We start from the raw sequence: 24401 nt of genomic DNA, 5'->3' as shown, positions 1-24401 counted from the left end.
TGAGCCTGAGCCTGAGCCTGAGCCTGAGCCTGAGCCTGAGCCTGAGCCTGAGCCTAAAAAAAACACCAAGGCTAAAAAGGAGAAATAATGCTTTCTCTGGAATTAGTAAAACAACATTGCAATATTGATCCTGATTTTACGGATGATGATAAATTGCTCGCTCTTTACACCAAATCTGCAGTGAAGTTTGTCGAGAACTACACTCGCAGGACGCTTTATGAAAAGGAAGTATCGGAAGGATACCAAGAAGATGCCGATCATCTATTACTGACAGATGATGTTTCAGCAGCCATGTTACTACTGATTGGGCAGTGGTATGACAATCGAGAAGGTGTGATTACGGTAAGCTCGTTTTCAACTCAACCATTTGCAGTGGAAGCGTTATTGCAGCCTTATCGAATTTACGGTGTGTAGGAGGTTGTATGCAAGCTGGTCGCCTAAGGCACAAGGTTAAATTTCAGCGTAACGCACCCATTAAATTACCTTCAGGGCAACTTAAAAAAGAGTGGGTTGATATCGCTTCAGTGCGGTGCGAAGTAAAACATCTTTCTGGTCGTGAACTGATATCCGCTAATGCTGAAATGTCAGAGGTTACTGTTAGGGTGTGGATGCGTTATCGACCAGATATTAACAGTACCTGCAGAATGGTTTGGCGTGAGCAAATTTATGATATTCAGTCAGTCATTCCTGATGAGAAATTGACTCGATTAGAATTGCTATGCAAACAAGGAGTTAAACAATCATGAATTTGGATTTCTCCGATCTACTCGACTTATCAAGAGAGTTAGATGTTTTAAGCCGAGCTGAAAGTCATCAAGCGATGCGAAAAGCAACCAATGCGGCCGCAACGTTATTACGTGATGAAATCAGAACATCCGCACCACGAAAAACGGGAAAATTAGCACGAAATATAGTGACTCGTAATCACAGAATGCGCAATAAAGGTGAGGTTTCTTCGGGCGTTTATGTTCGAGGGAGTAACGCATCAGGCACAAACAGTGATACCTCCATGAAAAGTGATCATCCTAATAATGCCTTTTATTGGCGTTTTCTTGAAGAGGGCACTTCTAAAATGGCGCCAAGGCCTTTTATACGTCCCACTTTTGATCGTGAATCGGATAAGGCAGCCAATTTAGCCATTAGCGAGTTAAATAGAGCGATTGATGAGGCGCTAGGAAAATGACAGAGGCGGATATCTACGCAATTTTATCACCCGTATTAACTGATAAAGTATTTCCGTATGTTGCTCCACAATCAAGCCCTGCAATAACAGCCCCTTGGTGTGTATTCTCTTTGTATGATGTCAAAGGCGATGTACTGAAGGGGCAAGCCGAAACGATGACGAATATTCAGGTTGATGTTTATGCCGATACGATTGATGAGGCAAGAAAGCTTCGCTTGTTATTTGCTAACGCCTTAACAAAATTAAGCCCTGTTGAAATTTCAGAAAAACAAGGCTACGAACCTGATACAGAATTGTTTAGAGCAACGTTTGAGTGCCAAGTTTGGCAATAGAGAGATGTAATCTTTAAAACTTATTTGATACCAAGAGGTGAAGTCAGGAGGTATAGTGTAATGAGTGTTCAGTATGTACTAAGAGGGTATACAATGTCAGAAATTAATTTTGAAGCACTTGGTCGATGCACTCATCTAAAAGAAGCTTTATCAAAAGCAGCAAATGAAAGAAATATTGCACTAAATAACCTAGATTGTAAAAGCGGTAAAACCAGTGAATATGATCTTTCTAGAGTTAAACATATCGATATTCAAAAGCTAAGAAAGGCTATTGATGATATTGAAAAAGCAGATATAGAGCTTATGTCATTAGTGGAAGAATACAATAAGTACGCCTCTCAAGCTAAGTTAGATGAAATTATTATAGTTAGAAATACATCGTACTAACTAAACACAATCACACTAAAGCCACCTTCGGGTGGTTTTTTTATGCCAATAGGAAATGATCATGTCTAGTAAATATGAAAAAACACAAGGCACTAAAATCAGTGTCTCGAAATTACCCGCAACAGAAGTTAATCCAACTGATGCGGTATTTTTAGGGATTTCTTGTTCAACAAAAGAGATCAGTTATACCGGTGGGCAGAAATCAGATATTGATGTCACCACGCTCTGCTCTGAGGAGCAAGAAGTTACTAATGGATTATCTGCACCTGCAGAGCTCACCATTAATGGTAATTTCACAGACGATGAAGGCCAAGAAACATTACGTATCGCGTATGAAAATGATGAAGTTCATGCATTTAAAGTGGAGTTCCCTTCGGGGATTGGCTATGCCTTTTTAGCCGAAGTGCGTCAAAACAGTTGGAGTGTTTCTACTTCGGGTGTGGTTTCCGCTTCATTTACCCTACGTTTAAAAGGTAAATCTAAGCCGATTAAAAACGGGACTGTTAATTTAAATAAAGGTAGCGAATAACCATGAAAAAACCGTCATTAAAATCACTGGCTTTAAGTGAAAAAAATGCCTTTCGCACAAAGAAAGTGAATGTTGCTGAATGGGAAAATGCGCTCGTCATACTTCGTGAGCCGTCATCACCTGCGTGGATGAAATGGCGTGAAATTATTAACCATGATAATGCTGAAGATGAACATTCGTTATCTGACATTGAAATTGCACAACGTAATTTACGTGCTGATGTTGTGATGTTTATTGATGTGTTGCGTGATGAAAACGGGGATGTTGTCTTTGATGAATCAGACATCAACGATGTGATGGCTATTTATGGTCCAGTGCATTCTCGTTTATTAAAACAAGCGCTCGATTTAACTATTTCGGTTGATGATGCAGAAAAAAAGTAGCCCAGCCTGATACTTTCTTTTTAATGACATTGGCGCTCCGTATGGGGCGCACTCTTAATGAACTCACTAGCCAAATGAGCTTGAGTGAGCTTCGGATGTGGATGGCTTTTGATCGCATTAATCCCATTGGTGATATTCGTAGTGATATTCAAACAGCGCATATCGTTTCTTCTATTTATCACTCTCAAGGCGGTAAATGCACGCTTTCTGATGTGCTTTTACGCTGGGATCCCAATGCAACCCAAGAAAGTGATGATAGTTCTAATGGGTTAGAGAATTTCTTTCAGTCTATTTCAGAAAATTAATTATTTTTGCGAGGATAAAATGGCAAAACTGCGTGAACTGATTATTAAAATTTCTGCTAATTCTTCCTCGTTTCAATCTGAAATAGCGCGGGCTTCGCGTATGGGAGAAAACTATTATCGGATCATTGAGCAAGGCGGGAGACGTGCCAGTGGTGCATCTCGTGAAATGCAACGCGCTATTCATGATCTAAATGGTGAATTATCGTCCATTAAAAATACTGTATCAGGCGTTGCGGGTGCATTTGCAGGAGCTTTTGCAACACAGCAACTTATCAATTATGCAGACACATGGAGTCAACTCAGCGGTCGATTAAAATTAGCGTCTACCTCGCTGGAAGATTTTAAACAAGCACAGCAAGAGTTAATGACGTTGAGCCAAAGAACGGGCACATCGATTGCAGCGAATACGAATCTATACAGCCGTGTTGCACAATCCATGCGTGATGCGGGTTATGCCTCAAGTGATGTTGTGAAAGTTACCGAAACCATTGCAACTTCATTAAAACTCTCTGGCGCCAGTGCTGAAGAAACCAGCTCTGTTATTACACAGCTAAGCCAAGCATTAGGTTCGGGTGTTCTTCGTGGTGAAGAGTTTAATGCTGTCATGGAGAATGGTGGTCGATTAGCAAAAATGCTGGCTGATGGTATGGGAACGACGATTGGTGGTCTGCGTGAAATGTCGCAAAATGGACTGCTCACGATGGATAAAATTGTTCCTATCCTGACGAATACGCAACAGTTACGAGCCGAGTTTGAGCAATTGCCAGCCACGGTAAGTGGGTCTGCACAGAAGATTGAAAATGCGTTCATGGCATGGATTGGCAATGTTAATGAAACATCAGGTGCTACTCGCACACTATCAACCGCAATGGAGGGGATCGCGAACAATATTGATGGTATAGCCTCTGTTTCTGGTGTGTTAATTGGTCTAGGGCTGGCGCGTTATTTTGGCGGGCTGACAACGAGTGTGGCGAATGCAACCATTGGGGTTGCGCGTGCAACAAAAAGTGAAATAGCACATGCTCAAGCTCAATTGCAAGGTATCAAAATATCAACGGCTAGAGCAAGGGCAGCAGTCTATCGGGCTCAACAAGCAAGGTTAGCAGCACAAAGTGTTGAGCAACAAGCATTAGCTGAACGTCGCTTAGCTTCCGCACAAGGAACATTAAACCGGAATATTTCAGCTAGACGCACAGCACAAGAAAACCTTAATAGAGTAACTTCAGTTGGAACACGCCTTTTGGGTGGTGCAATGGGGTTAATTGGTGGGGTTCCTGGTCTCGTGATGGCGGGCGCGACTGCTTGGTATATTATGCATCAGCGCCAGCAAGAGGCGAGAAGATCTGCCCTTGAGTATGCTAATACGCTAGATACTCTGAAAGAACGCATGCCTAACATGACTTTATCGCAGTCGCATGATGAGTCAAAAAATATAAAGAAAACGCTTGAAGTTCAAATTGAAGAATACGAAAAGCAAATTGCTAAAATCAAAAACATGGAGCGTGGCATAGTAAGTGCTCAACGTGAAGCGGATAACTTGCCGGAAGGTGTAGCAAGAGAAAGATTGCAATGGCGTATAAAGGAAACCGTATCTGCATTAGCCGTTGAAACTCAACGGTTGTCTCAAATGGAACAAGAGAAAGAAAGAACAACAAGCGCATTAAATGCGGTAGACAGCCAACGGAATTTTCTTATACGTCAGCAGGACTTAGAACAAAATAAAACCCATCAATCACTACTCTTAATGAATGCCGAGCAAACCAAATTCAATCAAATTATGAATATTGGTAATAGTGTCTTAGCGACTCGACAGGCATTAGTTAATATTCCAATGCGTATTCCCAGTGCAACATTAACTGATAAACAGCAAGCGTTAATAGATAATTCAGAAAGAAATAAGACTCTATCTTCATTGTCAGGTGAGGACAAAATAGTCAAACAAGCAGAGTTTTCTGCTGATGATGCCGGGTTATTAAATACACCAGAATTTGCTGATGCTAGAAGAAAATATATTGAAAATCAGGTCGAAGCATACAGGAGTCAGCAAAAGCTAAATGAATCTCTTCAAACAGGAAAGGCAACACAAAGCGCCTATGAAAAGGCGCAAAAAGAAGCAGAAAGAACCGCAGAACAATATGAGCGGAAAATAGCGGATTTAAGTGTGGCAACAGAGGTTCAGAAGGTTAGGGCCTCACAAGGCGAAAAAGCCGCTTCTCTTTATGCAGCATCACATGAAAATGGTGCTAAATGGACTGATAAGCAAAGAGAAGCGATTGAACGCTCATCTGTCGCTCTCGCAGAATGGACGCAAAAAGCAGATGATGCCGTCAAAAAGCATCGTGATATGGAAGACGCTCGCAAAAAACTGCAAGAAGCCACGGTCAAATTTAACGATGAAGCTATGTTAGTGACTCAAACCAATAGCATGAGTTCAAGAGAAAAAAGCTACTTTGAAGAAAGTCAGCAAATAGACCGTATCTACAATGAATCAGCAAAGAAAACAGAAGATATTGAAGCCAGATCTAAAGCATTAGATGCATTAGATCTTAAGTATCGAAATATAGCGCTCGCTGAATCTAATTGGACCGCAGGTATAACGCGAGGAATGAAAGATTGGGTTCAAGAAAGCGGTAACTACGCTGCTCAAACAGCCTCTGTTGTTCAAAATGCGATGGGAGGAATGGTTGACACGATCAGCGATAAATTAAATGATAATAAAGCCAGTTGGAAAGATTGGTCTGTTAGTGTGTTGAAATCAATTCAGAATGTACTCATTAATGCGGCAATAGTGAATAGCCTGAATACAATGGCCGGTGCTGGTGGTTGGATGGGCGCTGTTGGTGGATTTTTAGGTGGTGTTGCCCATGCTAAAGGTGGGGTACATAGTTCAGAAAGTCTAGGTTCTTATAGTAATCAAATCGTTAGCTCACCCACTTATTTTGCCTTTGCTAAGGGGGGCGCGCCTAATCTCGGACTCATGGGCGAGGCAGGGAGTGAGGCTATAATGCCATTAACTCGAACTGCAGATGGCAACTTAGGGGTTAGAGTTGTTGGTGGTAATAATCAGGGCGCTACTTCAGCACCTCAGGTTTACATTACCATTAATGGTAACGGTAATTCAGAAACTCAATCAACGAATGGATTCGAGCAGTTTGGTGCGGAGATTGGCCGATTTGTTGATAGTCGTTACCGAGAGTTAATGTCCAAAGATATTAGGCCGGGTGGTTTAATTTGGAATGCAACTCGAGGAGGCCGTTAAAAATGGAAACATTCACTTGGTGTCCGCGTGTAAACCCGACTGAAGATGTCTCTTACAACACAAGGAAAGTCAAGTTTGGGGATGGTTATGAACAAGTTTCTGGCAATGGTTTAAATTCACGCAGTCAGAAATGGTCAATGGAATTTGTGGGTGATGAAAATTACATTTCAGCTATTCGTCACTTTATTGATAAACATGCAGGAATAAAGTCATTTTTCTGGAAACCGCCTCTTGAGCCACTTGGATTGTACCGTTGTGATGAACACAAACTCATTCCGAACGGTGCAGGAAATTACACCCTTTCTTTGGTTTTTACTCAGGCATTTAAATCATGATCACAGCCGATTATCAAAAATTAGAGCCGGGCAATACTGTCCGGCTTTTTGAAGTTGATGGTACAGAATTTGGTGTTCCTAATATTCTGAGATTCCATGCATACAATATTCCCATCACGGAAGAGGAGATGCAAAAGGCCAAAGGAGAAATAGAGGCTAAGTCCATTTGGTGGCAAGGGAATGAATATGGGGCATGGCCAGTTCAAATAGAAGGGTTAGAGTCCTCTACAACGGGATCTAGTGCTAATCCTAAATTGTCAGTGGCTAATTTAGATAGCTCAATAACCGCATTATGTCTGCATTATGATGATATGTTGAAAGCAAAAGTGATTATTCACGATACCCTTTCTCATTATCTCGATGCAGAAAATTTTAGTGATGGGAATGCTTCTGCAGATCCCACCCAAGAGCGAGTATCTGTCTTTTATATTGATAGTAAAAGTGCAGAAACAAATGAATTTGTTGAATTTACACTGGCAAGCCCAATGGATTTACAAGGTGTGATGATACCTACTCGACAACTACATTCAATGTGTACGTGGTGTTTACGAGGACAATATAAATCGGGAGATGGGTGTGATTATGCAGGGCAAAATGGTTATTTTGATAAGCAGGGTAATCCTGTTGACGATCCATCACTAGATAAGTGTAGTGGTTTATTGAAAACGGGGTGTGTGCCTCGATTCGGTAAGAATAATCCTCTTCCTTTTGGTGGTTTTGTCGGAACCTCATTGTTACGGAAATAATAATGATGCAAAAGAAAATACGAGAGGCGATATTTTCTCATGCAAAAAAGGAATATCCCAAAGAAGCATGTGGCGTTATCATCCAAAAATCCAGAGTAAAGACGTATTTACCTTGCGTAAATGTAGCTAAAACACCTCAAGAGCACTTCGTTATTTCTCCCCAAGAATATGCATTATGTGAAGACCAAGGTGTCGTTATTGGTATTGTTCATAGTCATCCAGATGCTACGACTCAGCCTTCTGAGTTAGATCAGGCTCAATGTGATGCGCTGGGTATCCCTTGGTATATTGTCAGTTACCCCGAGGGGGATTTTCGTGAAATTCTTCCTCGAGGCGAACTTCCTCTTATTGGCCGTCCATTTGTGCTTGGTTTTACGGATTGCTGGGGCCTAATAATGAGTTATTTTAAGCAGACACATAATATTGTATTACCTGATTATCGTGTTGATTATCCGTGGTGGGAGCAAGGTGAAGATCGCTATATGGATAATTGGCAAGAAGCGGGGTTTGTGAAAGTAGAAGGTGAACCACAAACAGGTGATATGGTTGTTATGCAGGTTCAATCCAATGTTGCAAATCATGCGGGTATTATTCTGGATGATGGCATGTTATTGCATCACCTTTATGGGCGATTAAGTCAACGAGTTCCTTATGGTGGTTATTGGCGAGATAGAACTGTTATTATTTTAAGAATTAATAAAAGTCCACATGAAGAGGGTTTATCGTGAAAAATCTATTATCGTTTTTAATTATGACATTATTAGCACTACCTAGCTTTGTGTATGCACAAAAACAATCTGATGATAAAAAAATTGACTATCGTCCATTAACTCAAGAAGAAGAAATAACAATCAAAGCATGGGTATCTAATGGGTTAAAAGATGGGGAAAGCGCGAAATTCAAATTAAGCGAAAGAGTCATCTCTATTAATAATGAGCCTGAATATATATATTGCGGGTTAGTTAACGCAAAAAATTCTTATGGAGCATATTCTGGTTGGGTTGTTTTTAAGAGTTTTGTAACTAAAAATGCTTACAATAAATTAATTGCACTTACGGACGTAGGGCAAAAAAAGGGCGTAGAACCAGCTATGCAAATAGGTGATGGTAAATTTTATGAACAGGTATTATTTGACACCTGTACATCTAAAGGATATTTCAAAGGAAACTATTTAAACGAAGATTTAATAGGAAGAAAGTAAGGAAGATATAACCTTATATTTCTTATGTCTACCCGCCAAGTGCGGGTTTTTTTATGGAGTTTTTATGCAAGAAGAAAAAATGGTAACAATAGAGTTAAGCGGAATATTAGGCAAAACATTTGGTAAAACTCATCAGCGCATAATTACGACAACATCAGAAGCAATCAGAGCACTTTGTTGTACCTTAAATGGATTTGAACAGTATTTAAATACCAGTAAATCACGAGGATTAACATACGCTGTATTTAAAGGGAAAAAGAATATCGGTGTTGATGATCTTAATTTCCCGATATCAGAAGAAATTATTCGTATCGTTCCCATTGTGATGGGGAGCAAAAGAGGTGGTGTTTTTCAGACTATTTTGGGTGCCGTCCTTGTTGCTGCCGCTATATGGCTACCTTGGGGTTCCGCATTATGGGCCAGTAACCTTTTATTTGCTGTTGGCGCATCAGTAGCTATCGGCGGTGTTATTCAAATGCTTTCACCTCAGCCAAAAGGCCTTGCAATGCAAGATCAGGGTGAAAACAAACCTTCGTATGCATTTGGCTCTCCTACTAATACCGTTTCTCAGGGTTACCCAGTACCAGTGCTTTATGGCGAAAGAACTATTGGTGGTGCCATCATTTCCGCAGGTATTTATGTAGAAGATCAGCAATAAATCTATTTGGAATAATCTAATGAGAAAAATAATTCACGGTCAAAAAGGGGGCGGTGGTAGTCCTCGTGTGCCTGTTGAGCAACCTGATGATTTACAATCTATTGCTAAAGCAAAGTTACTCATTGCCTTGGGGGAGGGTGAATTTGCCGGAGAGTTAACGGCACAAAATATCTTTCTTGATGGCACACCGTTAGAAGACACTGAAGGAAATGCAAATTTTAGTGGTGTGACGTGGGATTTTAGACCAGGCACACAAGCACAGACTTATATTCAAGGATTACCTAGCGCTGAAAATGAGATCAATGTTGGTTCAACGATTTCGAGTAAAACACCGTGGGTTCACACATTTACCAATTCACAATTATCGGCTATTCGAATTCGTCTAAAGTGGCCTTCATTATTCAAGCAAGAAGATAATGGGGATTTGGTGGGTAATGAAGTTAAATACGCTATTGATTTACAAACTGATGGTGGTAGTTGGAAAAACGTTATTGATAGTGCCGTGAAAGGAAAAACGACATCAGGTTATGAGCGAGCACACAGAATTGATTTACCTGAATCGACAACATCATGGTCACTACGTGTTAGAAAGGTATCTAATGATGCTAATAGCAGTAAAATCGGTGATACGGTTGTTTTGCAAAGTTACACTGAAGTCATTGATGCTAAATTCACCTATCCTCATACAGCGTTACTTTATATTGAATTCGACTCTAAACAATTCAACGGTTCTATTCCGCAAATAACGTGCAAACCGAAAGGGCGCATAATCCGAATACCCTCAAATTACAATCCTATTGATCGCACCTATACGGGCGTATGGGATGGTTCCTTTAAATGGGCATGGACCAATAACCCCGCATGGGTTTTCTACGATATTGTTATTTCCGATAGATTTGGTCTTGGACAACGAATAAATCAACAACAGATTGATAAATGGGAGTTATACCGTATAGCGCAGTATTGTGATCAATTGGTACCCGATGGAAAAGGTGGTGACGGTACAGAACCTCGTTATGTCTGTGATGTTTATGTGCAAGATAGAAATGAAGCGTATAACGTGTTACGTGACTTTGCAGCCATCTTTCGAGGAATGACCTATTGGGGTGGCGGTCAGATTGTGACATTAGCGGATATGCCTCGTGATATAGATTATAGCTATACCCGAGCTAATGTGATTGATGGCAAATTTATTTATTCAAGCAGTAGCAGTAAAGAAAAGTATTCCACAGCATTGGTTTCGTATTCAGATCCGCAAAATGGATATGCTGATGCAATGGAGCCAGTGTTTGAACCTGATTTAGTTTCTCGGTTTGGGTTTAATCAATTAGAAGTTACCGCAATTGGTTGCACCCGACAAAGTGAAGCCAACAGAAAAGGGCGCTGGGGAATACTGACAAACAATAAAGACAGAATGGTGACATTCTCTGTCGGGTTAGATGGGAACATTCCGCAACCCGGTTACATTATCGCTGTTGCTGATGAACTGTTGTCAGGAAAGGTCACTGGCGGTCGAGTGAGTGCTATCAATGGCAGAAGTATCACGTTAGATCGCGTTTCAAGTGCTGTAAGTGGTGATCGCTTAATTCTCAATCTTCCTTCAGGGCAATCGCAAGCAAGAACGATACAAACAGTATCAGGGAAGGTGATCACGGTTACAACGGAATACAGCGAGACACCAGAGACAGAATGTGTTTGGGTTGTCGAATCAGAAGAGCTGTATGCGCAACAATATCGCGTTGTCAGTGTTACAGAAAATGAGTCTAATCAATTTACTATTACAGCCATTCAGCATGATCCCAGTAAATATGAACATGTTGATTCTGGCGCATTGATTGATGAAAGGCCCATTAGTGTTATTCCTCCTAATAACCAGCAAGCCCCGAAAAATATTGTCATCGACTCTTACTCAATTGTAAGCCAAGGCGTTAGCATTGAAACAATGCGAGCACAGTGGCCACAAGTTGAAAATGCAATCTCTTATGAAGCGCAATGGCGTAGAAACGAAGGCAATTGGGTCAATATGCCTCGAAGCTCCATTAACTCTATTGAGGTTCCTAATGTTTATGCCGGTCGATATTTAGTCCGTGTTCGAGCCATTAATGCTTCTGAGATCTCCAGCGGATGGGGATATTCTGACGAAAAAACGTTAACCGGAAAAATGGGGAACCCACCCAAACCGGTTAACTTTAGAGCGTCGCCATTAGTCTTTGGCATTAAGTTAGACTGGGGATTTGGTGAAAACACCAGTGATACGTTAAAAACTGAAATTCAGTACAGCAAAACGAATGACGGTGAAGGACTGATGCTGTTATCTGATGTTCCTTATCCATCTAAAACTTATGAAATGGCGGGTTTGTCAGCAGGAGTGGCTTTTTATTTTAGAGCAAGGCTGGTGGATAAAACAGGCAATCAATCTGAGTGGACTGAGTTCATTCGAGGAGAGTCGGAGTTTGATGTAAGCACAATATTGCCAGAGCTTGATGGACACTTCATGTCATCAGAAGCCGGTCAGCAACTCAGTGAACGCTTGGATTGGAATGCTGAAACCGCAATTATTCTCGGTAACGCTGACTCTCAATTATCACGCAGTTTGTTAGTGAAGCATGGGCAATCTCAAGCTGGCATTCGCGAACTATGGCAAGTACGCGCAACGGATAGTGAAGCGTGGGCACAGGAAGTTAAAGAGATTTACTCCGCTGTTGGTGACAACAAATCTGCAATTAAAGAGACGCAAACATCTATCACTAAACTAGATGAGGCCATCGGCCAGCGTTTTACTGAGATTCGTACGGAAATGGATAAGGCTCAGGCCGATATCATTTCAAACTCTACTGCCATCTCTAACACAGATAAGGCTTTCGCTGAAAACAAAACACAAGTTCAGGCTAAGTTTGATAAACAAGAAGGCATGATTCAGGAGAAGATGCAAGCCACCTTTAATCAATCAGGTGACGGTGTTGTCACTCATTCCATCAATATCACGATTGTTCATAACAACGTGAAATACAATGCGGCAGGGCAAGTCATTAGCGCTCAGGTTAAGAATGGTAAGTTGGAATCATTCTTTGGTTATAACGCAAATAATTTCGCTTGGTACAACCCCGTTAACGGCAAGGTGGAATTATTTATGTATGCCAAAAATGGGCAATTGTTTATTCGAGATTTATTTATTGAAGATGGCTCGATTACAAATGCAAAAATAGGGAATGTTATTCAATCTAATACCTACAAAACAGGTGTTGATGGTTGGCATATTAATAAAAATGGGTTTGCTGAATTTCAGAATATAAAAGCGAGAGGAGAAATAGAGGCAACTTCTGGGAAATTAGAAAATGTTATAATTGAAAAAAACTGTGAAATAAAAGGGACTTTAAAAGTAGAGAATATCGAAGGTGACATAGTTAAGTTTTATTCTCTTGGTAATGGAGAAACAATTACGATACCAGCACAATCTTTTGACCGCATTATTCAAGTTGTCACCATAGCGACGACACATAATAGTAAGTGGTGTCGATTATGGCTAAATGATGATAAATTTTTTGAAATTAAAAATGGTGGGAATTATGAAGACTTTGTTTATTGGAATTCTCCATCAACAACGTTAAAAGCGAATACACCAGGTGTATTTAGATATGACAGCGAAGATAGATATTTCAAAATAACATTATTAGCCTGCAAGCAATAAGGAAATAAATCATGATATACACAACAGGCGCAGTTTCTACTGTGTCAGGGTCTGCTATTGTCAAAGGCTCTGGCACTAAATTTAAAAATAATAATCCAGCCATTAATATTGGAATGACTATTTTAATTAAATCGGGAAATACTAATATTCCGTATATGATTAAATCTGTTAATTCCGACACCGAATTAGTATTAGCGCACCCTGCATTAGCGACAGTAAATAACACCCCATTCTCAATTCATATCACTGAGCCGGATAATAATAGTGATGCAGCACGAACAATGGTCGCAATAAATGCGTACACACAATATTTTCTCGATGCAATGAATACATGGATGTCTGAAACGGGACAGACAAAAATAGAAATGCCAAATGGTGAGACTATTACTCTCGATAGTATTAAGAAGATGCAGGGGGATATTAAGGGTAAGGCGGATTTAAATAGTGGTAACGTTCAGCGATTTAAATCAGGGTTACTTGCAGAGCCTAGCATTGGTGCGGCAAAAGGAGATATGAGATTGCTTATCGATTTAAAGGCGGATAAGTTTGAATTTATATATACAAATGGTAGTGGTTGGTTTGGGAATCAATTGCCGGGTAAAAATGGTACTTTGATGGTTGTTGGTGATTATGGTTTAGGAATTATTAATTCGCCATCAATATTAACGTATATTGATAATGCTAATTCAACTAAATTACCTAACGGAATTTATGCTGAATTAACGGATAATATTGGGCTTGGAGATTCAGCGCCTTACGGTATTGGTGGGCAATCTGTTGGTGTTGTTAATGTTGGTATGCATATAACGAGATCTAATGATTTTCGGAGTCAGCTAGCTACGTCATATTCTGGAAGTGGCCGGTTGTTTTTTAGGGGATCATTAAGTGAGGAGTGGGCTAGCTGGAGAGAAGTTTGGCATAATTACAATACAACTGTTGATCCTCAAGGTTTCATCAAAAGAGCCTCCCCCATCATTGATATTTATCCCGACGGTACATTTACCACCAACGATGAGTCAGAGGGCGCTACGGTTACTCGAGTAACTCAGGGCGAATATCTCATTGAAGGAGTGCTGGGCTTTAATTCCGATGCAGGATGGGGTGGTGTTGATGGCGGTATTGAAATTCCACTCGATGTAAATAAACAACCGCTCATATGGGTTAACTCTAAAATTAATTCCGACGGCTCTATTCTCGTTAAAACCTATCATCGCACTCATCCTGATGCACCATCATTTGCGAATAATGAAATTGAAGACTTTAAAAATGGCGACCCAATTGATATTCCAGATGGGCGTTTTATTTCTGTTCGTGTACAGATGCCAGAGCAATCAATCTATAACGTGAGAATGCGTGAGATGGAAGAGGTACAGAAAGCGGAAGAGGAACGCAGACAAAAAGAAGAGGAGATGAAAGCACAATTCGGGTTAGGTGAAAATGAAATACTATTATGATAGATGTATTATGATGAAATGAATTTTGGGTTTCATTATGGTTTATTTTTATTTACTTTTTATAGTGAAAATATTCACATATCTTATGTATACATAAGATTATTAATATATTAGCTCCCCACTCTTGAAGTGGGGTTTCTTTATTATCAATAAATTCTATCAAAATCTTCATCATTACTATCCAAAAAACAATTGAAGCGTTCTGATTCATTAGATATTCTAAAACATTTTTTCAATACATTTGCATTTCTATCATGTGTATTTTGGTATTGAATTTTCTCGCTCGGGGATAGTTCTGAATAAATAACTCGTTCTTGACATCCAGTGGAGAGTAATGACGTTAGTAATAATAAAGAATATCTCATGTTTTTATTTCTTTTAAATATTTAATAATAAATTGGTTAAAGATATAACCGCTATATCTAATAAATAGAATAACTATTAATTTTGTTCTTTACAAGTTATTTTAAATTAAAAATATAATTGGTTTTGTTTTCATTTTTACAACATTAAATTTAATGTGGCGTCTTTATTTTTTACTTATTAGTACATTGTTTACCTTCACCTTACATTCTTGAACAGCTTTAAATAAACTATTCATGTATTTATTAGCTTCATCAGATCCTCTTATGTATTCTTTTGTGTATAGTAAATCTTCTTTTTTTATATCTTTTAATTGTTCTTCATATAAACAATTACACATCTCACTCGTATAGATGGCATCATTTATGCATCTTTCGATATAGTAGTTATTTGCGTAACAATTACTAATTATCATCCATGATAACATAATGTTAATGAGGTGTTTTTTCATAAATTACCTTTGTTGTATTATGAGTTATTATATATATATTTATTTTATCACGTTGGGATAGTAACGGTAAACAATATCTTTTTTACATAACAGGAACAAGGTGTTAGTTCTTAGAAGAAGAGTAAAAACATAATACTTTTTTAAATTATCTTTTTGTCTTTTTTATATATATTGTATAACGATATTGAATTATACTTTGTTTTATATTGGGTTTAGTTTAGTAAAATATTATTTAAATTGGTTTTTATGGGTAAAAGGGACTTTATTTTAATTAATAAATCAGTAAAGTGATTCATCGGTGGGGGATATATCGTTATAAAAACATCTCAAAAATATGGATTATGATTATCTAAGAATTATTTAGAGTTAATAAAAATTAGCCTCATATGAGGCTTTGTGATTACTTGTATCTATGATAATGAATAGTATGGAATACTACTCTTCTTTTATCGATGATAGTTTTTCACACCATGCATCAAGCGTTTCTCGTTTTTCTCTTAAATAATCATACCTGTCATAATGTTTCTGAGAAACGCCGGGTCTTTTATGGTTTTGTACCATATCCCTTAACTCAGAACTAATCCCCATCTCTCCAGCCAATGTTTTAAATGTTCTTCTTACATCTCTAGGCGTGAATTTATCAAACTCATTTTTCTTACAAAATTTATTTAATTGTTTAGCGTATTCAGATGTTAATAGATGTCCTTCTTTAGTATCAGCAGGGAAAAGATAATTAGATGTTGGATACAATAGCTCTTGGATATTAAGAATATCAATGGCAGGTTGAACCAAAGGGATCACATGATAATCGCCTGTTTTTGAAATGTGGGGTGGAACCGTTAATGTATTGTTCTTTTTATCCCAATTGTCGCGAGTATTAGCCAGAATTTCCCATGGTCTTTGTCCCGCGGAATAAACGCAAAATAGAAATAGACGCGCATAATCTGAGTTAATAGGGCATTCGATGGTGGGTTTATTGAATAGCTCTAATAATAGCTTCAACTCATCCCATGATAGAAATCTATCTAACGCTTTATCTGCACCTTTTTGTCTAGGAACCACAGTGACAGGATTTCGTTCCAATCCATAAATAACACGCTCGTTTATTTTTGCTGGATCATTATCGGCAAACAAACCGAAGTTGAATACCGTATGTAGGTTTGCTCTTACTTTGTTTGAACCAGCCAAAGCACCTCGGGAGATAAATTCAGAAAGTATTCTTTTTATATGATCTGGAGTCACATCTTTTGCAGGCATAGAGGCATCAATATGTTTACTATCTAGAACCTGATTTAGTCTGTTTTGAGTTTTATCATATGAACGTTTGCCTTGTCGTTTCTGATCTTCAATGTAGTCATCAAAAAGCTGTTTTACTGTGGCGTGTTCATATTTAATTTTCTCAGGGGATGATGATTCTGTAGCTGCTGCTACGGATTTTACTGCAGCATCTGCTAGTGATAAATTAGGGTAATCACCAAGCGATATAAATTTCTCTTTTCCATCTTTGAAGTAGCGGTAGACGAAAATTTTTCTTCCTGATGGATATGTTTTTACACCAAGGCGTCCGGTTCCTCTAGTCGCTGATGCTTGCCAAGTATAATACGCAGATTTCTTTGGTTTCAGTCCTCGTATTTTACTATCAGTCAGTAATACGCTAGCCATAACTAATTTCCATTTACGGGTTGTTTGCGGGTCAAGTAACGGGTCAAGTAACGAAGAAATGATATGAAACTAGCTGAAATCATGCAAGGTATATAAATCCTTATAAATCAAAAAGATGAAATCTTGTGAAATTATATAAAACCCAATGAAATCAGTATGTAACGCCCTTCTAAGCCGTAGGTCACAGGTTCGAATCCTGTAGGGCGTACCATTCAAATCAAGCAGTTATCTTTATCTAAAATCCATCATTTTTCTATACTGAGACTAATTTGGGACACAAGTGCCAAATACTGAGTCAATTTTACGTGCATGCTCTGTCAAATGGTTCGGTGCTAAGTGAGCATATCTTGTGACTGCTCCCCGCCGTAAACGGCGAGGCTTCCCACTTCTCAGGCCACAACAGTCTGTGTGACGGATTTACGCTGGCCTCCATGGGCAGAGACGACGAGACCCGCCGCCTGTAATTTCAGTATGCCCTTCTGCCGGATATTGATAGCCGCATTGATATCACGGTCATGGTCAACTTCGCATTCAGGGCATTGCCATATACGCTTGTTTAGCGGCATTTCCGGCATTTTGTGACCGCAGCAGTGACACGTTTTCGAACTGGCGAACCATTGATCCAGTTTCACTACATGAACACCTCTTTCTCCCGCTTTATATTCCAGCTTTGAGATAAATCCACTCCATCCCGCATCATCTATTGCACGTGCCAGATGGTGGTTCTTCATCATATTCGCCGATTTCAGCGTCTCTACAATTACCGCTTGGTTTTCGTCAACAATTGTACGTGAGAGTTTGTGCTGAAAATCAGCGCGAGCATTGGCTACCCGTTCGTGTACGCCAGCAAGTTGTAGGCAAGCTTTTCGACGATTTGCACTGCCTTTTTTCTTACGTGATAATGCTTTCTGTTTCCGTCGTAGGTTACGGCTGGCGTTGATGAGATGGCGCGGGTTAGCAACCTTATAGCCATTCGACTCTATCACGTAATCACTAATATTACTTATAAAATCAATGGGAAAATAGACCCCGAAGATATTGGTGAGATAGAGCCTGTAAAAGTGTCAGTTACAATTAAGAAAAGAGGCAGTGATATTTTTATAGGTATTGTCAGTGATGGTGAAACTTTAGTTATTTACCAAAAAATAACGGCTGAAATGAGGGATGAAATTCATAAAAAAGCACAAGGGGATCCTCAAAAATGAAATTAATAGTTATTTTTTCGCTATTATTCTCAACATTTGCAATGGCTGCTAATCAATGCAAGCCTGATGATATTTGTTTATCTTTCAAAACGAGTAAAGGCAAGCTTTCTATTGCATGTAAAAATATAGAGTCAGCAGAAATTGACACTCATATACAAGAAAATGACTCCTTGGGAATTAGACTCAAAAATGATACAGGGTTGAGTGATTTTTCTGTTAAAAATATCGGTCAAATTGCAGATATTAATATTAACGGAGTCAAGTATACTCAGGCTGTCATCATATCTCGTATGGATACTTCTATTAGAGTTACAATAACTTCAAACCCTAATTTTCAATTAGTAGAAGATTTGATAAAGTGTGTTAAAGAGACCAGTTAATTAAATGTGATGCTAGTAACCTGAATATTCGCGAAGAGCGTCAACTATTTCATCATGTTTAACAATATAAGTGCTTAATAAAAATAATATAAATGGAATAAACTATGCCTTTACCTAACCGGTTGAAACCAATAAAAATCAGCAAAGTTAAACTCAATGAATTGATCGATTTACTACTGAAAATAACTAATAAAATCGATAATGGTGCAACTGAAAACGATCCTGAACTTAACACCATGATGATAAATTGGAACGCACAAGTGGTAACACCTTGTGTGTTTTCAGATTTTCGTGACTACAATTCGTGGACAAGTGCAAAAGAGTTTACAAAAATAGCGTTTAATCAGGTGAAGTATTTAGATGATCTGACTTATGAAGAGTTAATTAGTATTATTGATTTCATATGTTTAGCTGAAGGCAGTGAATCTGAACAATCCTATGCTATGAAGTTACTCAAAATAAACTTTAAATCCTTTTCTTCAGATCTTATTTATTGGCCTGATGAGTATTTTAATCTTGAAGAAGTTGATGATTTAACATCAGAAGAAATAGCGGCTTATTTGATGGAAGGATCTAATCGAAAATTATTTAATACGCCAAAACTTCAATTAAAATATTCAATTCCGAAAGGTATTAACAATTGATTCTTTATTTTAACAATAAATCGATCGATTGATTTTTTAAATAGATAATATTTTATTTAAATAAAAATGACGATATTTTTAATTTGTCTAGTTAAAATATTAAATCAGATAGCGCTAAATGATATTATTGTATTTTTATCTAAGATTGCGGCGCTTCCTATCTCTTGATATAACAATTTCGCTTGGTGGCGAGGTTGTTTCTGTCCATGTATTTATCATGGGAGACATTATTTCAGGTGAAATCAACAAACTTTGTGGTGATACTCCTAATATTAAAGCAATGAAAATAAGTTGGTCGACAGTTATTTTAATATGCCCATTTTCTAAACGTGAGTAGTGTTGTTGACTTATACCTAGTCGTTTCCCCATTTCAATACCAGTTATTTTTAACTGTTTTCTTTTTTGTTTTATTCGTTGGCCTACTACAACATTAATTGCACTCATATAAATACCTCCTTTTTAAGGAATACTACAGTAATAACACTTAAAGATCGATATAAACGATCAAACTTACATGATTGATAGTTGTTAACTATCATTATTCATTTATTAAAAGATTTAAACCGTTTTACCTAAATCAAATAATTAGATAAATTACACTAGTAATAAATAGTTTTTTTGTTTGTTAATGACGAAATAAGAGTATTAAATAAGAATAATATGATTGAGGGGAAAGGAATCAAAGCGCTATTTTCTAGTAAAATGATGATAAGTGATAGCTGTAAAAAATACATGTTTTGCGTTGATATCTAATAAGTTAGATATCAGTAATTCAGAATTTTATGATCAAATTACATTTTTGACATCCCACTTTTCTATCCAGTCAATTAGTTCATCCAACTGGTTTTCAGAAAATACTTTTATACCATGTTGACGCAATAAGGCTGTCGCAACGCCTTCACCTTGCTTTATTACACCAGAAAAGTTGCCATCGTAGATATATTGGCTACCGCATGTTGGGCTTCTGTCTGTTAATAAGGCCGCGATACAGTTGGAATCTAAAGCTGTACGTAAAGCGAGCCATGCTGCAAGTTGGTAATGTGCAGTAACATCCTTACCCGTACTTTCAATCACTTTTGCACTATTTTGCATGACTTGACAGCCATTAGAGCCTAATATTTCAGCAGAGGCTCTAGGTGTTGGTAACCCTGCCGCAAGCTCAGGACAATGAATTACTAATCGCTGCTCTTGTTGCCATTGTTCAAGTACTGTATTTAATCGTGCTTTTTCGGTACCGTTATAACGAACTTTAAATCCCATCAGGCAAGCACTAACGAGTATTTTATTTTTCATATAAATTAGTGTCCTTACGTCCACTTAATGAGATATGTGTTTTGATAGAATCTATATTCTTGATCGTTCTCGTTCAATAGATTTAGAGAAAACTATTCTGTTTAAGCACAAAAAGTCACGGTAATTCAGTATTTATAGAGCTATTGTGATAAGGTTTCAAATAGAATATTAATAATAAAAGACAGTAGGGAAAAATATGAAAAAAGGATATTGGATTACACTATTTCTACTGATTTTATCTCTTACTCTTATTTTTTGGATATTAAAAGATATCAAAAATACTAAGGAAAGAGGTTATGTGTATACAAAATACAATATCTTTTCTTATTATCTTAATACTTCATCTGTGATTAAATCGCTACCTAGAATATCAAATGATTATGTTTTTACGGGGGATGGAATTATTGATAGAGGCTTTAGAGATGGCAGTGTGACATTTTGTCTTATTAATGATTGGAATAAGGCGTATCAACAATTAAGAAAGTATACCGATAAATTAGATTTTCCAGTTTATTATGGAAATCCTAAAATAAGAAATGATGAGCAATATCTTCAAGTTTATAAGTACGATAATTGTTTACATATTAGTTATTCTGAAAGTTATTTTATATATTAGTATGTTACTTAGTTTGTTTATTAATATTACATTTTCTTTTTTAACTTATTTGAAAAACCTCTTTTTCAGAATACACGATTAAACCTCTTCAGAAAAAGGCCCTATCAAAAGGGCTTTAGATAATAATGATGATTATCGCTATATTCAATTGTAATTTTATTAAATTAATTAATACCAATAAAAATAATCACAATAATGACTTGTAACCTTTTAAAGGGGATGGTGATAAAAACCATTTTATTTTTTCATCATTATTAAATTTAACTTTCATTTCCAACAACATATTTTCTGATAAACAAAATGGAAAGAAATGATAAAGATGAGAAATGAAAATAAAAGCATCGCCTTCATTATCAAAATAATCAATATTTATTGTTAATATTAAAGATAAACAACGATGTGGTTTCCCTTTTAAAATATAGTCATAAGTTTGACTGTTTAAATCAATACAACCCTCTAGCGAACGTTTTATTTTTCTTGTTACCTGTTTATCTAATTCTGCATAAATTAAATAATCGCTCAACATGTTTTTTATTGTTGTAATAGACATTAGCATAAAAGCATTGGCACTATAATGTGATAATAAATGCCAATAACACTTATCATCAACAATAGGAGGAAAACATTCTGACAATGGTGTGATATTTTTGAGCAATAAATTGTCAGGCATATTCTCACTATGAGCATTTAACACCCCAATACTGTTGTCTTTATATTTCTCAAAACCAATATAGGTACAGGAAAAATGTAAACTAGGTGGAGAGGAAAGTGCTTCACCTTTGTTGTCATAAAAATGAATCGTATAAAATGTTCGTCCTGTAATCTCTTTATCTATCGTTAATGAATAAAAAAGTGAATTTTGATATTGGGGCAATAGGCGAGATGCAGATGTTAATTCAGTTATCGAATAAAAATGACAATAAATACCTCGCTCTTTTTCATGAGGCTCAAGTGAAAGCATAATTTCAGATAAACTTGAAAGATAATGATTATTTGGAGTTGGTAATAAATAAGATGATTTATTCTCTTGAAAATCAATAATAACGGTATGCTCTTTCTCTTTATCAACGGTAGGAACACAGTTAAGTAAAAAGCAGTTTTGACATTGTTCTTCTGTTAACAAAATTTGCTTATTTAAATAGATATTAATCGTGAATTGAGTGCTTTTTTCCCAATCCAATTTTTTAATAATCGTTGGGATATCTAGACTCATAAAGTGATGAACATGAGGAAGATATAATCCTTCCAGCAATTGCTGAGGTGCTTTAGGGGTATTTTCTGATTGTGGAAAGATAGGGTAATCTTTACCAATTTGAGAATTAAAACAAAATGCTGCGTTATCACCATGATAATGTTGTTCGGCATGTTTTAACTCAATATAATCAAAATGCTGAGTTAACCCAAGTAACAGAGTGTCTGCAATATTCTTGATTGGACTAAGAAACAGATTAATCGGACAAGATTGCATTTGCTCGATATTACCGAAATATTTAAACGTTAAAGAAATACAGCTTTTATTGGGTTGGTGTGTCACTTGTTTCTCAATAAGAGAATAAGGTTCGATATACAAATCACGACAAGTTGAAAAACACGCATTATTACGACCTAATGCAGCACTATTTTTAGGAATGTAATAGCTGTAATTAATTTCTTTCTCACAACTAATTTGAATAATTGATGTTGATGGCACTCCTTTAATTGCTTGGGAGCCTAGGCGTTGCAATAAAGGAAGTGTAATTTCAGGAAAAGCATCATCAATTTTTTCTTGTAAATGGGCAGAAAGAAAAGCAAAACCTTCCATTAAATAACTGGTTTGTGGATCATCGGGCTCTAAAACTTCGGCCAAATGTGGCTTTTTTTGTGCATAGGATTTAGCCAGTGTTTGCAGGTATTGCCTTTCTTTTAAATATTTAATTTCACTCATATTAATCGGCTATTCCATCTTTAATAATAAATAATATCTGTCATGATTTTTTGTTATTTTTAATATGAATAAGGCTTTAAACCTAACTCTTCAGCTTCTTTTTGCAGGAGATAATATCGTGCTAATAATCCATGAATATCTGCATCGAGATTATTAATTAAGGCTGGTGAAATAGACTGCTCTTTACTTATTTCTTGTGAAAATACATATAGCTTATTTTCAATAGGAACAGCTTTATTATGGCTTTTTTGAATTTCATAAATAGCTGTTTTTAAATAAGAAAGGGTGAAGCTTCCTCTGTTGCGCTCTTGTTGAACAATCCTATCGGAAAGCTGTTGAATTAATTTATTTGTATCAGACCAACTGCTGTCAATCGGTGCATTTTCTAATCGTGTAGTAAGGATATTTTGCCATTGTCGTGTTGCGTAAGATTGATCAGCATTATTAGGCCAAAGCTTTTTAGCTACTTCCAACATATGATCTGATTTTCTTAACGCAAATATAGGAGACTGTTTTTCCATTAAAACCAGATTATTTGCATATGAACTGATATTCGGTTGATATAACCATTGCGTAATGGCGCCTTCAGGTTGAGCAGTAATTGCGGAGAGTTCTTTTTGCATCGGCAGATAAATCGCCATACCAATAGCAATAAAAATAGCACTGCTACTTAATAATCCAATAAAAAAGCCTTTTTTTGCACTCATTGGTTTTTTCTCAATGGGGGGATCGTCATATAAAACAACTTCAGCGATAGGATTAGGCTTGGAAGTGTTATTTTCTTTAAGTTCGTCAGATGCACTGATATAGACAATCGGGGGGATCTTAACGCTATTATTGCTATTTTTTTGTGTGGTAGCCTTTGTATGTTGTTCTAAGGTTTTTGCTGCATTTTGGAAAAACCAAAGTAAATTTTCAAGCTTTGGTAATTTAGGCCAATCGGTATGCGCAAGTTGATCGATAATTAATTGTAGAGCCCTTTCTGATCGATAAATTAAACGTAAATCAGAAGGGGAAAAAGTTAATTGGCGTAATAAAGCTCCTGCTTTGGTATTAAACCAATTAAAGACATCGCATCGATGATTGGGTTGAGTAGGCCAAAGATTATCCCATTGACTTACCACTATATTGGCAAGCAATTCACATCCTTCTGTAAAACCATTGAGTCCATTAAGGTGAAGTCGAGCAAGTGTGTAATAAACACCACTTTGTAAGTCGATACCATGAGTTTTAAATAATGTTAGCGAAAGAGACTCGATAAGTGTCCAACTGATCTCAGGTTGAGAAGGATGATTAAGTTTATTAAATTCCGCTTTTAATGCGATAAATTCAGGGATATCTAAGGGAGAACCTGCAATTTTTATCACAAATTTTTCTTTTGGCGTATTCATGAAAGATCCTAT

The 24401-nt window shown here is 37.2% G+C and carries 25 protein-coding genes and 2 pseudogenes; 20 read left to right on the top strand and 7 right to left on the bottom strand.

What is annotated here, in order from left to right; all coding sequences use genetic code 11:
- Positions 1-87 precede the first annotated feature (87 nt).
- The 16 genes from INT04_RS17200 to INT04_RS17125 all read left to right on the top strand — a co-directional run bounded on the left by INT04_RS17200 (position 88) and on the right by INT04_RS17125 (position 14460).
- A complete protein-coding gene (locus tag INT04_RS17200; RefSeq protein WP_069367006.1) occupies positions 88-414 on the top strand; it encodes a head-tail connector protein in 327 nt (108 codons plus the stop codon).
- A gap of 8 nt (positions 415-422) precedes the next feature.
- Positions 423-746, top strand: a complete 324-nt coding sequence (locus tag INT04_RS17195) for a phage head closure protein (RefSeq protein WP_115349556.1) — start codon at positions 423-425, stop codon at positions 744-746.
- Complete coding sequence (locus INT04_RS17190) at positions 743-1183, top strand: HK97-gp10 family putative phage morphogenesis protein (RefSeq protein ID WP_023582509.1); 441 nt, start codon at positions 743-745, stop codon at positions 1181-1183. The genes INT04_RS17195 and INT04_RS17190 overlap by 4 nt, the downstream gene beginning before the upstream one ends.
- Positions 1180-1515, top strand: coding sequence for a hypothetical protein (locus INT04_RS17185; protein WP_193017317.1), 336 nt, complete (start codon positions 1180-1182; stop codon positions 1513-1515). Before INT04_RS17190 ends, INT04_RS17185 begins: the two co-directional genes overlap by 4 nt.
- Before the next feature lie 93 nt (positions 1516-1608).
- A complete protein-coding gene (locus INT04_RS17180; protein WP_193017316.1) occupies positions 1609-1902 on the top strand; it encodes a hypothetical protein in 294 nt (97 codons plus the stop codon).
- 61 nt (positions 1903-1963) lie between these two features.
- A complete protein-coding gene (locus INT04_RS17175; protein ID WP_193017315.1) occupies positions 1964-2431 on the top strand; it encodes a phage tail protein in 468 nt (155 codons plus the stop codon).
- Between the two features lie 2 nt (positions 2432-2433).
- The gene (locus tag INT04_RS17170; protein WP_193017314.1) at positions 2434-2814 is read left to right on the top strand and encodes a phage tail assembly chaperone; all 381 of its coding nucleotides are present in this window, start codon (positions 2434-2436) and stop codon (positions 2812-2814) included.
- A gap of 41 nt (positions 2815-2855) precedes the next feature.
- Positions 2856-3119: a DUF4035 domain-containing protein gene (locus INT04_RS17165; RefSeq protein WP_226894159.1), complete on the top strand. Its 264-nt coding sequence runs from the start codon at positions 2856-2858 to the stop codon at positions 3117-3119.
- Between the two features lie 19 nt (positions 3120-3138).
- A complete protein-coding gene (locus INT04_RS17160) occupies positions 3139-6378 on the top strand; it encodes a phage tail tape measure protein (protein WP_193017312.1) in 3240 nt (1079 codons plus the stop codon).
- A 2-nt stretch (positions 6379-6380) separates the two neighbouring features.
- Positions 6381-6713, top strand: coding sequence for a phage tail protein (locus INT04_RS17155; protein ID WP_193017311.1), 333 nt, complete (start codon positions 6381-6383; stop codon positions 6711-6713).
- Positions 6710-7459, top strand: coding sequence for a phage minor tail protein L (locus INT04_RS17150; protein ID WP_069366998.1), 750 nt, complete (start codon positions 6710-6712; stop codon positions 7457-7459). Before INT04_RS17155 ends, INT04_RS17150 begins: the two co-directional genes overlap by 4 nt.
- Positions 7460-7464: 5 nt before the next feature.
- Positions 7465-8187 (top strand): C40 family peptidase, encoded by a 723-nt coding sequence (locus INT04_RS17145; RefSeq protein ID WP_193017321.1) that lies wholly within the window; start codon positions 7465-7467, stop codon positions 8185-8187.
- Positions 8184-8660 (top strand): hypothetical protein, encoded by a 477-nt coding sequence (locus tag INT04_RS17140; protein WP_193017310.1) that lies wholly within the window; start codon positions 8184-8186, stop codon positions 8658-8660. Before INT04_RS17145 ends, INT04_RS17140 begins: the two co-directional genes overlap by 4 nt.
- A gap of 64 nt (positions 8661-8724) precedes the next feature.
- A complete protein-coding gene (locus tag INT04_RS17135; RefSeq protein ID WP_226894158.1) occupies positions 8725-9318 on the top strand; it encodes a tail assembly protein in 594 nt (197 codons plus the stop codon).
- A 19-nt stretch (positions 9319-9337) separates the two neighbouring features.
- The gene (locus INT04_RS17130; RefSeq protein ID WP_193017309.1) at positions 9338-13006 is read left to right on the top strand and encodes a phage tail tip protein; all 3669 of its coding nucleotides are present in this window, start codon (positions 9338-9340) and stop codon (positions 13004-13006) included.
- A gap of 11 nt (positions 13007-13017) precedes the next feature.
- Entirely contained in the window at positions 13018-14460 is a 1443-nt protein-coding gene (locus INT04_RS17125) for a pyocin knob domain-containing protein (RefSeq protein WP_193017308.1), read from the top strand.
- Between the two features lie 1249 nt (positions 14461-15709).
- Here INT04_RS17125 and INT04_RS17120 read toward each other — a convergent pair.
- The 3 genes and pseudogenes from INT04_RS17120 to INT04_RS17115 all read right to left on the bottom strand — a co-directional run.
- Positions 15710-16936 (bottom strand): tyrosine-type recombinase/integrase, encoded by a 1227-nt coding sequence (locus tag INT04_RS17120; RefSeq protein ID WP_161711132.1) that lies wholly within the window; start codon positions 16934-16936, stop codon positions 15710-15712.
- 264 nt (positions 16937-17200) lie between these two features.
- Positions 17201-17290 (bottom strand): annotated as a pseudogene (locus INT04_RS19385) (hypothetical protein); the annotation flags it as partial.
- 35 nt (positions 17291-17325) lie between these two features.
- Positions 17326-17922: pseudogene (locus INT04_RS17115) on the bottom strand (RNA-guided endonuclease InsQ/TnpB family protein); the annotation flags it as partial.
- Positions 17923-17997: 75 nt separating this feature from the next.
- Here INT04_RS17115 and INT04_RS17110 point away from each other — a divergent pair.
- From INT04_RS17110 to INT04_RS17100, 3 genes are all read left to right on the top strand, one after another.
- Positions 17998-18141, top strand: a complete 144-nt coding sequence (locus INT04_RS17110) for a hypothetical protein (RefSeq protein ID WP_193017307.1) — start codon at positions 17998-18000, stop codon at positions 18139-18141.
- Positions 18138-18521 (top strand): hypothetical protein, encoded by a 384-nt coding sequence (locus INT04_RS17105; protein WP_193017306.1) that lies wholly within the window; start codon positions 18138-18140, stop codon positions 18519-18521. Before INT04_RS17110 ends, INT04_RS17105 begins: the two co-directional genes overlap by 4 nt.
- A gap of 104 nt (positions 18522-18625) precedes the next feature.
- Entirely contained in the window at positions 18626-19165 is a 540-nt protein-coding gene (locus tag INT04_RS17100) for a hypothetical protein (protein WP_193017305.1), read from the top strand.
- Between the two features lie 135 nt (positions 19166-19300).
- Here the strand turns inward: INT04_RS17100 and INT04_RS17095 are convergent, their stop codons facing one another.
- Both INT04_RS17095 and INT04_RS17090 read right to left on the bottom strand, forming a co-directional pair.
- Entirely contained in the window at positions 19301-19609 is a 309-nt protein-coding gene (locus INT04_RS17095) for a helix-turn-helix domain-containing protein (protein WP_193017304.1), read from the bottom strand.
- A gap of 342 nt (positions 19610-19951) precedes the next feature.
- Positions 19952-20458, bottom strand: a complete 507-nt coding sequence (locus INT04_RS17090; protein WP_193017303.1) for a DUF523 domain-containing protein — start codon at positions 20456-20458, stop codon at positions 19952-19954.
- Between the two features lie 196 nt (positions 20459-20654).
- On the opposite strand from INT04_RS17090, the gene INT04_RS17085 reads away from it, so the two are divergent.
- Complete coding sequence (locus INT04_RS17085) at positions 20655-21074, top strand: hypothetical protein (protein WP_193017302.1); 420 nt, start codon at positions 20655-20657, stop codon at positions 21072-21074.
- A 187-nt stretch (positions 21075-21261) separates the two neighbouring features.
- Here INT04_RS17085 and INT04_RS17080 read toward each other — a convergent pair whose 3' ends face one another.
- Both INT04_RS17080 and INT04_RS17075 read right to left on the bottom strand, forming a co-directional pair.
- Positions 21262-22998 carry a type VI secretion system baseplate subunit TssF gene (locus tag INT04_RS17080; protein ID WP_193017301.1) on the bottom strand — a complete coding sequence of 579 codons (1737 nt, stop codon included), beginning with the start codon at positions 22996-22998 and terminating at the stop codon, positions 21262-21264.
- A 59-nt stretch (positions 22999-23057) separates the two neighbouring features.
- A complete protein-coding gene (locus INT04_RS17075) occupies positions 23058-24389 on the bottom strand; it encodes a VasL domain-containing protein (RefSeq protein WP_193017300.1) in 1332 nt (443 codons plus the stop codon).
- Positions 24390-24401: the final 12 nt, after the last annotated feature.

The organism is Proteus sp. FME41, assembly GCF_014897315.1.
Taxonomy (GTDB): domain Bacteria; phylum Pseudomonadota; class Gammaproteobacteria; order Enterobacterales; family Enterobacteriaceae; genus Proteus.
The sequence above is the reverse complement of the archived record's forward strand: the minus strand, read 5'-3'. Positions and strand labels throughout refer to the sequence as shown.

What these genes read in the sequence shown, in the direction of transcription:
- INT04_RS17200 (WP_069367006.1), top strand. Translation starts at nt 88, where the DNA reads ATGCTTTCTCTGGAATTAGTAAAACAACATTGCAATATTGATCCTGAT.
- INT04_RS17195 (WP_115349556.1), top strand. Translation starts at nt 423, where the DNA reads ATGCAAGCTGGTCGCCTAAGGCACAAGGTTAAATTTCAGCGTAACGCA.
- INT04_RS17190 (WP_023582509.1), top strand. Translation starts at nt 743, where the DNA reads ATGAATTTGGATTTCTCCGATCTACTCGACTTATCAAGAGAGTTAGAT.
- INT04_RS17185 (WP_193017317.1), top strand. Translation starts at nt 1,180, where the DNA reads ATGACAGAGGCGGATATCTACGCAATTTTATCACCCGTATTAACTGAT.
- INT04_RS17180 (WP_193017316.1), top strand. Translation starts at nt 1,609, where the DNA reads ATGTCAGAAATTAATTTTGAAGCACTTGGTCGATGCACTCATCTAAAA.
- INT04_RS17175 (WP_193017315.1), top strand. Translation starts at nt 1,964, where the DNA reads ATGTCTAGTAAATATGAAAAAACACAAGGCACTAAAATCAGTGTCTCG.
- INT04_RS17170 (WP_193017314.1), top strand. Translation starts at nt 2,434, where the DNA reads ATGAAAAAACCGTCATTAAAATCACTGGCTTTAAGTGAAAAAAATGCC.
- INT04_RS17165 (WP_226894159.1), top strand. Translation starts at nt 2,856, where the DNA reads ATGGGGCGCACTCTTAATGAACTCACTAGCCAAATGAGCTTGAGTGAG.
- INT04_RS17160 (WP_193017312.1), top strand. Translation starts at nt 3,139, where the DNA reads ATGGCAAAACTGCGTGAACTGATTATTAAAATTTCTGCTAATTCTTCC.
- INT04_RS17155 (WP_193017311.1), top strand. Translation starts at nt 6,381, where the DNA reads ATGGAAACATTCACTTGGTGTCCGCGTGTAAACCCGACTGAAGATGTC.
- INT04_RS17150 (WP_069366998.1), top strand. Translation starts at nt 6,710, where the DNA reads ATGATCACAGCCGATTATCAAAAATTAGAGCCGGGCAATACTGTCCGG.
- INT04_RS17145 (WP_193017321.1), top strand. Translation starts at nt 7,465, where the DNA reads ATGCAAAAGAAAATACGAGAGGCGATATTTTCTCATGCAAAAAAGGAA.
- INT04_RS17135 (WP_226894158.1), top strand. Translation starts at nt 8,725, where the DNA reads ATGCAAGAAGAAAAAATGGTAACAATAGAGTTAAGCGGAATATTAGGC.
- INT04_RS17130 (WP_193017309.1), top strand. Translation starts at nt 9,338, where the DNA reads ATGAGAAAAATAATTCACGGTCAAAAAGGGGGCGGTGGTAGTCCTCGT.
- INT04_RS17125 (WP_193017308.1), top strand. Translation starts at nt 13,018, where the DNA reads ATGATATACACAACAGGCGCAGTTTCTACTGTGTCAGGGTCTGCTATT.
- INT04_RS17120 (WP_161711132.1), bottom strand. Translation starts at nt 16,936, where the DNA reads ATGGCTAGCGTATTACTGACTGATAGTAAAATACGAGGACTGAAACCA.
- INT04_RS17105 (WP_193017306.1), top strand. Translation starts at nt 18,138, where the DNA reads ATGAAATTAATAGTTATTTTTTCGCTATTATTCTCAACATTTGCAATG.
- INT04_RS17100 (WP_193017305.1), top strand. Translation starts at nt 18,626, where the DNA reads ATGCCTTTACCTAACCGGTTGAAACCAATAAAAATCAGCAAAGTTAAA.
- INT04_RS17095 (WP_193017304.1), bottom strand. Translation starts at nt 19,609, where the DNA reads ATGAGTGCAATTAATGTTGTAGTAGGCCAACGAATAAAACAAAAAAGA.
- INT04_RS17090 (WP_193017303.1), bottom strand. Translation starts at nt 20,458, where the DNA reads ATGAAAAATAAAATACTCGTTAGTGCTTGCCTGATGGGATTTAAAGTT.
- INT04_RS17085 (WP_193017302.1), top strand. Translation starts at nt 20,655, where the DNA reads ATGAAAAAAGGATATTGGATTACACTATTTCTACTGATTTTATCTCTT.
- INT04_RS17080 (WP_193017301.1), bottom strand. Translation starts at nt 22,998, where the DNA reads ATGAGTGAAATTAAATATTTAAAAGAAAGGCAATACCTGCAAACACTG.
- INT04_RS17075 (WP_193017300.1), bottom strand. Translation starts at nt 24,389, where the DNA reads ATGAATACGCCAAAAGAAAAATTTGTGATAAAAATTGCAGGTTCTCCC.